The sequence below is a fragment of the Pseudomonas sp. S35 genome, from assembly GCF_009866765.1.
Taxonomy (GTDB): Bacteria; Pseudomonadota; Gammaproteobacteria; order Pseudomonadales; family Pseudomonadaceae; genus Aquipseudomonas.
In genome coordinates this window covers 5,358,856-5,370,494 of the sequence record NZ_CP019431.1, presented here as the reverse complement: position 1 = coordinate 5,370,494, position 11,639 = coordinate 5,358,856, and the positions used below count along the sequence as shown (strand labels likewise).

The 11,639-nt window shown below is 58.8% G+C and carries 14 protein-coding genes; all 14 read left to right on the top strand.

Annotated elements, in window-relative coordinates:
* Nucleotides 1–157 precede the first annotated feature (157 nt).
* On the top strand, nt 158–649 hold the full coding sequence (gene iscR, locus PspS35_RS24120; RefSeq protein WP_003194020.1) for a Fe-S cluster assembly transcriptional regulator IscR: 492 nt from the start codon (nt 158–160) through the stop codon (nt 647–649).
* A gap of 50 nt (nt 650–699) precedes the next feature.
* Nucleotides 700–1,914, top strand: a complete 1,215-nt coding sequence (locus tag PspS35_RS24115) for an IscS subfamily cysteine desulfurase (RefSeq protein ID WP_112196678.1) — start codon at nt 700–702, stop codon at nt 1,912–1,914.
* Between the two features lie 99 nt (nt 1,915–2,013).
* Nucleotides 2,014–2,400 (top strand): Fe-S cluster assembly scaffold IscU, encoded by a 387-nt coding sequence (iscU, locus tag PspS35_RS24110; RefSeq protein WP_003209682.1) that lies wholly within the window; start codon nt 2,014–2,016, stop codon nt 2,398–2,400.
* 28 nt (nt 2,401–2,428) lie between these two features.
* On the top strand, nt 2,429–2,752 hold the full coding sequence (gene iscA / locus PspS35_RS24105) for an iron-sulfur cluster assembly protein IscA (RefSeq protein ID WP_003209680.1): 324 nt from the start codon (nt 2,429–2,431) through the stop codon (nt 2,750–2,752).
* An 8-nt stretch (nt 2,753–2,760) separates the two neighbouring features.
* Nucleotides 2,761–3,282, top strand: a complete 522-nt coding sequence (hscB, locus tag PspS35_RS24100) for a co-chaperone HscB (protein WP_159937080.1) — start codon at nt 2,761–2,763, stop codon at nt 3,280–3,282.
* A 51-nt stretch (nt 3,283–3,333) separates the two neighbouring features.
* Nucleotides 3,334–5,196 (top strand): Fe-S protein assembly chaperone HscA, encoded by a 1,863-nt coding sequence (gene hscA / locus PspS35_RS24095; protein WP_159937079.1) that lies wholly within the window; start codon nt 3,334–3,336, stop codon nt 5,194–5,196.
* 3 nt (nt 5,197–5,199) lie between these two features.
* Complete coding sequence (fdx, locus tag PspS35_RS24090) at nt 5,200–5,541, top strand: ISC system 2Fe-2S type ferredoxin (protein ID WP_017736823.1); 342 nt, start codon at nt 5,200–5,202, stop codon at nt 5,539–5,541.
* Between the two features lie 14 nt (nt 5,542–5,555).
* A complete protein-coding gene (iscX, locus tag PspS35_RS24085; RefSeq protein ID WP_032879605.1) occupies nt 5,556–5,756 on the top strand; it encodes a Fe-S cluster assembly protein IscX in 201 nt (66 codons plus the stop codon).
* A 92-nt stretch (nt 5,757–5,848) separates the two neighbouring features.
* The gene (ndk, locus tag PspS35_RS24080; protein ID WP_003175956.1) at nt 5,849–6,274 is read left to right on the top strand and encodes a nucleoside-diphosphate kinase; all 426 of its coding nucleotides are present in this window, start codon (nt 5,849–5,851) and stop codon (nt 6,272–6,274) included.
* A gap of 29 nt (nt 6,275–6,303) precedes the next feature.
* Nucleotides 6,304–7,452 carry a 23S rRNA (adenine(2503)-C(2))-methyltransferase RlmN gene (gene rlmN / locus PspS35_RS24075; RefSeq protein ID WP_159937078.1) on the top strand — a complete coding sequence of 383 codons (1,149 nt, stop codon included), beginning with the start codon at nt 6,304–6,306 and terminating at the stop codon, nt 7,450–7,452.
* Nucleotides 7,453–7,464: 12 nt separating this feature from the next.
* Nucleotides 7,465–8,223: a type IV pilus biogenesis/stability protein PilW gene (pilW, locus tag PspS35_RS24070; RefSeq protein ID WP_159937077.1), complete on the top strand. Its 759-nt coding sequence runs from the start codon at nt 7,465–7,467 to the stop codon at nt 8,221–8,223.
* Nucleotides 8,223–9,215: a RodZ family helix-turn-helix domain-containing protein gene (locus PspS35_RS24065; RefSeq protein ID WP_159937076.1), complete on the top strand. Its 993-nt coding sequence runs from the start codon at nt 8,223–8,225 to the stop codon at nt 9,213–9,215. The genes pilW and PspS35_RS24065 overlap by 1 nt, the downstream gene beginning before the upstream one ends.
* A 2-nt stretch (nt 9,216–9,217) precedes the next feature.
* Entirely contained in the window at nt 9,218–10,327 is a 1,110-nt protein-coding gene (gene ispG, locus PspS35_RS24060; protein WP_099585613.1) for a flavodoxin-dependent (E)-4-hydroxy-3-methylbut-2-enyl-diphosphate synthase, read from the top strand.
* A gap of 21 nt (nt 10,328–10,348) precedes the next feature.
* Nucleotides 10,349–11,638 carry a histidine--tRNA ligase gene (gene hisS / locus PspS35_RS24055; protein ID WP_159937075.1) on the top strand — a complete coding sequence of 430 codons (1,290 nt, stop codon included), beginning with the start codon at nt 10,349–10,351 and terminating at the stop codon, nt 11,636–11,638.
* The last annotated feature ends 1 nt before the right edge of the window (nt 11,639 follow it).

Sequence of the window (11,639 nt, the reverse complement as noted above, 5' to 3'; positions counted from 1 at the left end):
TCGGCCCTGTTCCTGCTGTTCGTCCCCACCCCGTCCTGCTATGATTCGCGCGCCCTTTTTACGGGTAATCCTGACTAAAGTACTAGGTCTTATAGTTGACTTAAATACTCGGGAATCGCATACTTGCTCCCATTCTGAAACACCTTGGTACTTGTCCATGAGACTGACTACAAAAGGCCGATACGCGGTGACTGCCATGCTCGACCTGGCTTTGCACGCGCAAACTGGGCCGGTGTCCCTGGCCGATATCTCCGAGCGCCAAGGCATTTCCCTGTCCTACCTAGAGCAGCTGTTTGCCAAGTTGCGCCGCAGCAATCTGGTTTCCAGCGTGCGCGGGCCGGGCGGCGGCTATCAACTGTCCCGCGACATGCAGGGCATCCAGGTAGCCCAGGTGATCGATGCGGTCAACGAATCCGTCGACGCAACCAAATGCCAGGGCCTGGGTGACTGCCACGCCGGCGACACCTGCCTGACGCACCACTTGTGGTGTGATTTGAGCCTGCAGATCCATGAGTTTTTGAGTGGTATCAGCTTGGCTGATCTTGTGACTCGCCGTGAGGTACAAGAAGTAGCCCAGCGTCAGGACCAGCGCCGTTGCAACACCAAGGCGCCGCGTCTGGACAAGATTGAAGCGTCCGCCGTCGAGTGACAGCCGAAGAGCTAACGGCACGCCAGCCAGCCTGATTTAGGAGAAAGTCCATGAAATTGCCGATTTACCTTGATTACTCAGCGACCACCCCGGTTGATCCGCGTGTCGCGCAAAAGATGAGCGAATGCCTGCTGGTTGACGGAAACTTCGGCAACCCGGCCTCCCGTTCCCACGTATTCGGCTGGAAAGCCGAGGAAGCGGTCGAGAACGCTCGTCGCCAAGTGGCCGACCTGGTTAACGCCGACCCGCGTGAGATCGTCTGGACCTCCGGTGCTACCGAGTCCGACAACCTGGCAATCAAGGGCGCCGCGCATTTCTACGCGACCAAAGGCAAGCACCTGATCACCACCAAGATTGAGCACAAGGCTGTCCTCGACACCATGCGCCAACTGGAGCGTGAAGGTTTCGAGGTGACTTACCTTGAGCCCACCACCGACGGTATCGTCACCCCGGCCATGATCGAAGCCGCGCTGCGCGAAGACACCATCCTGGTTTCCGTGATCCACGTGAACAACGAAATCGGCACCATCAACGACATCGCCGCCATTGGCGAGTTGACGCGTTCCAAGGGCATCCTGCTGCACGTCGACGCCGCTCAGTCCACCGGCAAGGTCGACATTGACCTGTCGAAGCTGAAAGTCGACCTGATGTCGTTCTCGGCCCACAAGACCTACGGCCCTAAAGGCATCGGTGCCCTCTACGTAAGCCGCAAGCCGCGCGTACGTATCGAAGCCACCATGCACGGCGGCGGTCATGAGCGCGGCATGCGCTCGGGCACCCTGGCGACCCACCAGATCGTCGGCATGGGCGAAGCCTTCCGTGTGGCCAAGGAAGACATGGCTGCCGAAAACGTGCGTATCAAGGCTCTGAGCGATCGCTTCTACAAGCAGGTCGAAAACCTTGAAGAGCTGTACATCAACGGCAGCATGACTGCCCGTGTACCGCACAACCTGAATTTGAGCTTCAACTACGTCGAAGGCGAGTCGCTGATCATGGCGCTCAAGGACCTGGCGGTTTCGTCCGGTTCGGCCTGCACCTCGGCCTCTCTTGAGCCTTCGTATGTACTGCGCGCCCTGGGCCGCAACGACGAACTGGCACACAGCTCGATCCGCTTTACCTTCGGCCGCTTCACCACTGAAGAGCAAGTCGACTACGCCGCGCAGAAAGTTTGCGAAGCCGTCAACAAGCTGCGCGTTCTGTCGCCGCTGTGGGACATGTTCAAAGACGGTGTCGATATTTCCAAGATCGAGTGGGCGGCACACTAACTATAGAAGCCGCCACCCAAGCTCTGTAGGAACGTGGCGGTAAACGCAGGCGTTTTTACAGGGTTCCAGAGCGGCCCTGATGAGTGAGGATTCAGTACCATGGCTTACAGCGAAAAGGTCATCGACCACTACGAAAACCCGCGCAACGTCGGCAAGATGAACGCGGAAGACCCTGATGTCGGCACCGGCATGGTCGGCGCTCCGGCGTGCGGCGATGTCATGCGCCTGCAGATCAAGGTCAACGAAGCTGGCGTTATCGAAGACGCCAAGTTCAAGACTTACGGCTGCGGTTCGGCTATCGCCTCCAGCTCCCTGGCGACCGAATGGATGAAAGGCAAGACCCTGGATGAGGCTGTGACTATCAGCAACACCCAGCTGGCCGAAGAACTGGCCCTGCCGCCAGTGAAAATTCACTGCTCCGTACTCGCAGAAGACGCCATCAAGGCGGCCGTTCGCGACTACAAGCAGAAGAAAGGCTTGATCTAAGCATTTGGCGACGAGTAAGGAGTCAACGATGGCTATCAGCATGACAGAAGCGGCTGCGCAGCACATTCGCCGCTCCCTGAATGGGCGCGGTAAAGGTGAGGGGATTCGTCTGGGTGTTCGCACCACGGGCTGTTCCGGCCTTGCCTACGTGCTGGAGTTTGTCGACGAGGTGGTCGAGGAGGACCAGGTGTTCGAAAGTCACGGCGAGAAAGTGATCATCGACCCTAAGAGCCTGACCTACCTGGACGGCACCGAGCTCGATTTCGTCAAGGAAGGGTTGAACGAAGGCTTCAAGTTCAACAACCCCAACGTACGCGGTGAATGTGGCTGCGGCGAAAGCTTCAACATCTGAGGCTATTCGTGGGTACTCCTTGTCATTTCGCTTTATTCGAGCTGCAGCCGAGTTTTCGGCTGGACCTTGAGCAGCTTGCCACGCGCTACCGAGAGTTGGCGCGTGGGGTGCATCCGGACCGGTTCGCTGACGCTTCCGAGCGTGAGCAACGTTTGGCTCTGGAGCAATCGGCCAGCCTCAATGAGGCCTATCAGACGCTGAAAAATCCACCCAAGCGCGCGCGTTACCTGCTCGCGATGAATGGTGGCGAGCTGCCATTGGAAGTCACGGTGCACGATCCGGACTTCCTGATGCAGCAGATGCAGTGGCGTGAAGAGCTCGAAGACTTGCAGGACGAAGCCGATGTGGCCGGTGTCGCTGTCTTCAAGCGTCGTCTGAAAGTGGCCCAGGATGAGCTCAATGAAAGCTTCGCAGCCTGTTGGGATGATGCAGCGCAACGTGAACAGGCCGAACGCCTGATGCGGCGCATGCAGTTCCTCGACAAGCTCACCTACGAAGTGCGCCAACTAGAAGAGCGCCTCGACGATTAACCCAGTGCTGCCCGTGATGCACGCCTGATAGACAGATAAGACCTGATTACCATGGCTCTACTGCAAATCGCCGAACCCGGCCAAAGCCCACAACCGCACCAGCGTCGCCTGGCGGTCGGGATTGACCTGGGCACCACCAATTCCCTGGTCGCTGCCTTGCGCAGCGGCCTGTCCGAGCCGCTGCCCGACGCTGATGGCCAGGTCATCCTGCCGTCGGCCGTGCGCTATCACGCGGATCGCGTCGAAGTCGGTGAGTCGGCCAAGCTGGCTGCGTCTACCGATCCCTTGAATACCGTGCTGTCGGTCAAGCGCTTGATGGGTCGTGGTCTGTCCGACGTCAAGCAATTGGGCGACCAACTGCCATACCGTTTTGTCGGCGGCGAATCCCATATGCCGTTCATCGACACTGTCCAGGGGCCGAAAAGCCCGGTGGAAGTGTCGGCCGATATCCTCAAGGTGCTGCGCCAGCGCGCTGAAAAGACCTTGGGTGGCGAACTGGTAGGTGCGGTGATCACGGTTCCAGCGTATTTCGACGATGCCCAGCGCCAGGCTACCAAGGATGCGGCTAAGCTCGCCGGCCTGAACGTGCTGCGCCTGCTCAATGAGCCGACCGCTGCCGCCGTGGCATACGGTCTCGACCAACACGCCGAAGGCCTGGTCGCAATTTACGACCTGGGCGGTGGCACCTTTGATATTTCGATCCTGCGCCTGACCGGCGGTGTGTTTGAGGTACTGGCCACCGGTGGCGACAGTGCCCTGGGCGGCGATGACTTTGACCATGCCATTGCGGGTTGGATCATCACCAGTGCCGGTTTGTCGGCTGACCTTGATCCGGGCGCGCAACGTAACCTGCTGCAAACCGCCTGCGCGGCCAAGGAAGCATTGACTGACGCTGCTTCTGTCGAGGTTTCCTACGGCAGCTGGTCGGCCCAACTGACTCGCGAAGCCTTCGATTCGTTGATCGAACCGATGGTTGCCCGCAGCCTGAAAGCCTGCCGTCGCGCCGTGCGTGATTCCGGTATCGAGTTGGACGACGTGGGTGCTGTGGTCATGGTGGGTGGTTCTACCCGCGTACCGCGTGTTCGGGAAGCAGTGGCTGACGCCTTTGGTCGCCAGCCACTGACCGAGATCGACCCGGATCAAGTCGTGGCCATCGGCGCTGCGATCCAGGCCGATACACTGGCCGGCAACAAGCGCGACGGCGGCGAACTGCTGCTCCTTGACGTGATCCCGCTGTCCTTGGGCCTGGAAACCATGGGCGGCCTGATGGAGAAGGTGATTCCGCGCAACACCACCATCCCCGTCGCCCGCGCCCAGGACTTCACCACCTACAAAGATGGCCAGACGGCCATGATGATTCATGTGCTGCAAGGCGAGCGTGAGCTGATCAGCGACTGCCGCTCCCTGGCGCGTTTCGAATTGCGCGGTATCCCGGCGATGGTCGCGGGTGCGGCGAAGATTCGTGTGACTTTCCAGGTCGATGCCGACGGCCTGCTCAGCGTGGCTGCCCGTGAATTGGGTTCGGGTGTGGAGGCGAGCATCCAGGTCAAACCGTCCTACGGCCTGACCGACGGCGAAATTGCCAAGATGCTGAAGGATTCGTTCCAATATGCCGGTGACGACAAGGTCGCACGTGTACTGCGCGAGCAGCAAGTGGATGCCCAGCGCCTGCTCGAAGCGGTGCAGGGCGCACTTGAAGCCGATGGCGAACGCCTGCTGGATGCCGAAGAGCGCATGGTCATCGACCTGCAGATGCAGGAATTGGCCGAACTGATGAAAGGCACCGATGGTTATGCCATCGAGCAACAGACCAAGCGCCTGTCGCAAGTGACCGATGCCTTTGCCGCCCGCCGTATGGACCAGACGGTCAAAGCCGCCCTGGCGGGACGCAACCTGAATGAAATCGAGGAATAATTAATGCCGCAGGTCATTTTTCTGCCACACGCCGAGCACTGCCCGGACGGTATGGTCGTGGAGGCTGAGACCGGCAAGTCCATTCTCGAAGTTGCCCATGACAACCACATCGAGATCGAAAGCGCCTGCGGCGGTGTGTGCGCCTGCACCACCTGCCACTGCATCATTCGCGAGGGGTTCAACACCCTGGAAGAAGCGGACGAGCTGGAAGAGGACTTTCTTGATCGTGCCTGGGGCCTGGAGGCGCATTCGCGTCTAAGCTGTCAGGCAAAGGTCGGGACTGAGGACATCACCGTCGAAATTCCGAAGTATTCGCTCAACCATGCGGCCGAAGCGCCGCATTGATTCAAGGAACTGTCATGAGCCTGAAATGGGTTGATGTACAAGAAATCGCTATACAACTTGCTGAAGCTCATCCTGAGGTCAATCCTCTGACTGTCAACTTCGTCAAGCTGCGCAATCTGGTGATGGCGCTGCCGGACTTCGATGACATCCCTGATCGGGGTGGCGAGAAGGTCCTGGAGGCGATTCAAGGCCTGTGGATCGAAGAAGCAGACTGAGCCGCCTTTTTACGCAGTTAGGCAATACCCAATAACCCGCGTATAATTCGCGGGTTTAATTTTTCGTAAATTACCGTTTCTGGAGTTACACCATGGCTGTTCAACGTACTTTCTCCATCATCAAGCCTGACGCTGTTGCAAAAAACGTCATCGGCGAGATCACCACTCGTTTCGAAAAAGCCGGCCTGAAGGTTGTAGCTTCGAAACTCAAGCAACTGTCCAAGGCTGAAGCTGAAGGCTTCTACGCTGAGCACAGCGCTCGTGGCTTCTTCGGCGACCTGGTTGCCTTCATGATCTCCGGTCCTGTTGTTGTTCAGGTTCTGGAAGGCGAAAACGCTATCGCTCTGAACCGTGAGCTGATGGGCGCTACCAACCCTAAAGAAGCTGCTGCCGGCACCATCCGTGCTGACTTCGCTGAATCCATCGACGCCAACGCTGTACACGGCTCGGACTCCGAAGCTGCCGCTGCTCGCGAAATCTCGTACTTTTTCGCTGCTACTGAAGTAACCGCTCGCTAAGCATTGGCTTAAAGAGTGAGGGTGAATCCATGACTACATCGACTGTTAAAACCAACCTGCTGGGGCTGACCCAGCCGGAAATGGAGAAATTCTTCGACTCAATCGGGGAGAAGCGTTTCCGTGCCGGTCAGGTAATGAAATGGATTCACCATTTTGGCGTCGACGATTTCGACGCCATGACGAACGTCAGCAAGGCCCTGCGCGACAAGCTCAAGGCTATTGCTGAAGTCCGTGGTCCCGAAGTGGTCAGCGAGGACATTTCCACCGACGGCACCCGTAAGTGGGTGGTGCGCGTGGCGTCCGGCAGCTGCGTCGAGACCGTGTACATTCCCCAGGGCAAACGCGGCACTTTGTGCGTTTCGTCCCAGGCAGGCTGTGCCCTGGATTGCAGTTTCTGCTCCACCGGCAAGCAAGGCTTCAATAGCAACCTCACCGCCGCCGAAGTCATCGGCCAGGTGTGGATTGCCAACAAATCCTTTGGCAGCGTCCCGGCGACCGTCGACCGTGCCATCACCAACGTGGTGATGATGGGCATGGGTGAGCCGTTGCTGAACTTCGACAACGTCATTGCGGCCATGCACCTGATGATGGACGACCTGGGCTACGGCATCTCCAAGCGCCGTGTGACCCTGTCGACCTCCGGCGTGGTACCGATGATCGATGAGCTGGCCAAGCACATCGACGTCTCCCTGGCGTTGTCGCTGCATGCACCCAATGACGCATTGCGTAACCAATTGGTGCCGATCAACAAGAAGTATCCGCTTAAGATGCTGCTCGAATCTTGCCAGCGTTATATGGCGACCTTGGGTGAAAAGCGCGTGCTGACCATTGAGTACACCATGCTCAAGGACATCAACGACAAGGTCGAGCACGCGGTCGAGATGATCGAGTTGCTCAAGAACACTCCGTGCAAGATCAACCTGATCCCGTTCAACCCGTTTCCCCATTCTGGCTACGAGCGGCCGAGCAACAACGCCATCCGCCGTTTCCAGGATCAACTGCACCAGGCCGGTTATAACGTCACTGTGCGTACCACCCGTGGTGAAGACATTGATGCGGCCTGTGGTCAATTGGTAGGACAGGTGCTGGATCGCACCCGTCGCAGCGAACGTTATATCGCCGTGCGTGAACTGAATGCCGCCGAAGATATGCCGCAGATCGCTGTGAATCGAATCTGAGAGAGGATCTCTATGCCCTTGCGCCTTGCGCTGCTCTTGCTGGTTACCGGTCTTGCGACCGGTTGTGTTTCATCGGGCCATGAGAGCCCTTTGCAAACCGGTAAAGGCCGTGATGAGGCGCGAGTTGCCTACGTGCAACTGGGTTTGGGTTATCTGCAGCAGGGCATGAGCGAACAAGCCAAGGTTCCATTGAAAAAGGCCCTTGAGCTGGACAGCCATGATGCCGACGCCAATGCCGCACTGGCCCTGGTTTTCCAGGCCCAGGCCGAGCCTGAGCTGGCCGATCAGTATTTCAAAAAGGCGCTGGCCTCCCGTCCTGCCGACCCTCGGCTGCTGAACAACTATGGCAGTTTCCTGTTCGAGCAGAAACGTTATGACCAGGCTTCCCGTTATTTCCAGCAAGCCTCTGCGGACACCCTCTACCCAGAGCGTTCGCGGGTGTTCGAGAACCTTGGGGTCACCTCGATGCGCCTCGGCCAGCGCGACAGCGCTCGCCAGCAACTGCAAAAAGCCCTGCACCTGAACAGTCGTCAGCCTCGCGCATTGCTCGAAATGGCTGAGTTGTCTTACGAAGACAGGCATTATGTGTCGGCACGTGACTATTACGAGCGTTTTAGCCTGCTCAGCGGGCAAAATGCACGTAGTCTATTGCTCGGTATGCGCCTGGCGACAGTTCATGACGAACTCGACACGGCCGTACGTTTTGGCCAGCAACTCGAACGACTCTATCCCGGTACGCCGGAATATCAGCAATACCTGTCGGAGCAATGATGAAAGCGGCGCACCCGGAAGTTGTAGCAGCTAATCGCGTAAACCCAGGCGACACCTTGCGTCAGGCCCGCGAAAGCAATGGTTGGTCGCTGGCAGAAGTGGCTCTCAAGCTCAATTTGACCACTACGTCCCTGGCCAACCTTGAAGCCGGCGCGTTCGATAAACTGCCTGGGCATACATTCGCCCGTGGTTATATCCGTGCCTATGCCAAGTTGCTGGGGATCGATCAGGCCCTACTGGTCCAGGAATTCGATCAGTTCACCGGTACCAACTCCCAAGGCAGCAGTGTTCATGGCCTGGGTCGTATCGAGGAGCCGGTGCGGGTTTCCCACACCATTTTGCGAGTTGTCAGCTTGTTGCTGCTGATCGCGGTGATCGGCGGTGGGTTTGTCTGGTGGCAAGACCAGACGTCCCAGCGCACCAAAGATCTGACCAGCAACGCCTTGGAGCACGTCGAAGTCGAAAGCGCCGACGGCACCACCCAGATTCATCCGCTGGATGAGCCTGAAGATCAGGCCGTTGCCGAAGGCCAAGCCGCGCCCGAAGCCCCGCTCGCTACCGAACAGCCTCTGCCGGAAACCGCCCCTGCTGCGAACGCTGCAGTGCCTGCTCCGGCAACAGCTGCAACACCGGCCGCCCCCGTTGTTGCCCAGGCGCATACGCCGGCAGTTCCTGCACCAGCGGCTCCTGCCCCAGCTGTTCCGGCAGTACCTGCTATTTCACCGCCCACCACGCCGGTATTGATTGCTGGTGATGGCCGCGTGCAAATTACCTTCATTGCCGACTGCTGGACGCAAGTCACCGATGGCAATGGCAAAGTGCTGTTTAGCGGTCTGAAGCGTAAGGGAGATACGCTCGACCAAGGCGGCAAGCCTCCTCTGACGCTGCGTCTGGGCTATGCCCGTGGCGCGCAAGTGGCCTACAACGGTCAGCCTGTGGACGTGGCGCCGTTCACCAGTGGCGAGACCGCTCGCCTCAAGTTGGGACAATAGTCATGCACGGCGAATCTCCAATCAAACGTCGCGTATCGCGCAAGATCTGGGTCGGCTCGGTGCCGGTGGGCGGCGACGCCCCCATCGCCGTACAGAGCATGACCAACAGCGACACCAACGATGTAGCCGCCACCGTGGCCCAGATCAACCGTCTGGAAGCCGCCGGCGTCGACATCGTTCGGGTTTCGGTGCCGGACATGGACGCCGCCGAAGCCTTCGGCCGCATCAAGCAACTGGTCAAGGTGCCGTTGGTTGCCGACATTCACTTCGACTACAAGATCGCGTTGCGCGTAGCCGAACTGGGCGTCGATTGCCTGCGTATCAACCCGGGCAACATCGGTCGTGAAGACCGTGTGCGCGCTGTGGTGGATGCTGCCCGTGATCGTGGCATTCCGATCCGCATCGGCGTCAACGCCGGTTCCCTGGAAAAAGACCTCCAAAAGAAATACGGCGAGCCTACCCCGGCGGCGCTGGTTGAGTCGGCACTGCGCCACGTTGAACACCTTGAACGCTTGAATTTCCAGGACTTCAAGGTCAGCGTAAAGGCCTCCGACGTGTTCATGGCAGTAGAAGCCTATCGCCTGCTGGCCAAGGAAATCGTGCAGCCGTTGCACCTGGGTATCACCGAAGCTGGCGGTTTGCGCTCAGGCACAGTGAAATCTGCGGTGGGTCTCGGTATGCTGCTCGCCGAAGGGATTGGCGATACTATCCGCATCTCGTTGGCGGCAGACCCGGTAGAGGAAGTAAAAGTCGGCTACGACATTCTCAAATCCCTGCGTTTGCGTTCCCGTGGCATCAACTTCATTGCCTGCCCGAGTTGCTCGCGGCAGAACTTCGACGTGGTGAAAACCATGAACGACCTGGAGTTACGCCTCGAAGACCTGCTGGTACCGCTGGATGTTGCGGTGATCGGCTGCGTGGTCAACGGGCCGGGTGAAGCCAAGGAAGCCCATGTGGGCTTGACCGGCGGTACACCGAACCTGATTTACATCGACGGCAAGCCGGCGCAGAAGTTAACGAATGACAATCTGGTGGATGAGCTCGAAAGACTGATCCGCGAGAAAGCGGCCGAAAAGGTCGCCGCTGACGCAGCGCTGATCGCGCGCGGCTAAGAACGAATTTAAGGATTTGATGTGAGCAAGTCTCTACAAGCCATTCGCGGCATGAACGACATCCTGCCGGAGCAGACGCCCTTGTGGCGTTACTTCGAGAATACTGTCGCGCGCCTGCTGGATAACTACGGTTACAAGCAGATCCGCATGCCGATCGTCGAGTTCACCGAGCTGTTCAAGCGCTCCATCGGTGAAGTGACCGACATCGTCGAAAAAGAGATGTACACCTTTGAAGACCGTAACGGCGACTCCCTGACCCTGCGTCCGGAAGGTACTGCCGCGTGCGTGCGCGCCGTGCTTGAGCATGGCCTCACCGGTGCTGGCCAGCCGCAGAAACTGTGGTACATCGGCCCGATGTTCCGCCACGAGCGCCCGCAAAAAGGCCGCTACCGCCAGTTCCACCAGATTGGCCTGGAAGTGTTCAACATCGATGGACCGGACATCGACGCCGAGCTGATCGTGTTGACCTGGCGCCTGTGGGGCCTGCTGGGTATCCGCGATGCAGTCAAGCTTGAACTCAACAGCCTGGGCACCAGCGAATCCCGTGGCCGTTATAAAGTGGCCTTGGTCGAGTACCTCTCGGCTCATCTGGACAAGTTGGACGAAGACAGCCAGCGCCGTCTGAAAACCAACCCATTGCGCGTACTGGATACCAAGAACGCCGACACTCAGGCCGTACTGGTCGACGCGCCGAAAATGGCCGACTACTTGGACGATGAATCGCGCACGCACTTTGAGGGCCTCAAGGCTCGCTTGGACGCCGCCGGCATTCCCTACGTGATCAACCCGAAGTTGGTGCGCGGCCTCGATTACTACAGCAAGACAGTGTTCGAGTGGGTCACCGACAAGCTCGGCGCCCAGGGCACTGTGTGCGCCGGTGGCCGTTACGACGGCCTGGTCGAGCAGATGGGCGGCAAGCCGACCACCGGTGTAGGTTTCGCTATGGGTATCGAGCGGCTGATCCTGCTGCTGGAAACCCTGGAACAGGTTCCGGAAGAAATCTCTCGTCAGGTGGATGTGTACCTTTGCGCCTTTGGCGAGGCAGCCGAATTGGCGGCCCTGGCCTTGAGCGAAAAAGTGCGTGACCAACTGCCAAACCTGCGCCTGCAGATCAATGCTGGCGCCGGTAGCTTCAAGAGCCAGTTCAAGAAGGCCGACAAGAGCGGTGCGCTGTATGCACTGATCCTCGGCGATGACGAATTGGCCCAGCAAGTGATAGGTTTCAAACCCCTGCGTGGCCAGGGCGAGCAACAGAACATTGCCTTTGATGCGCTCGCTGCGCACTTGGCCACCTGCGTCGTGCAGGGTTGAA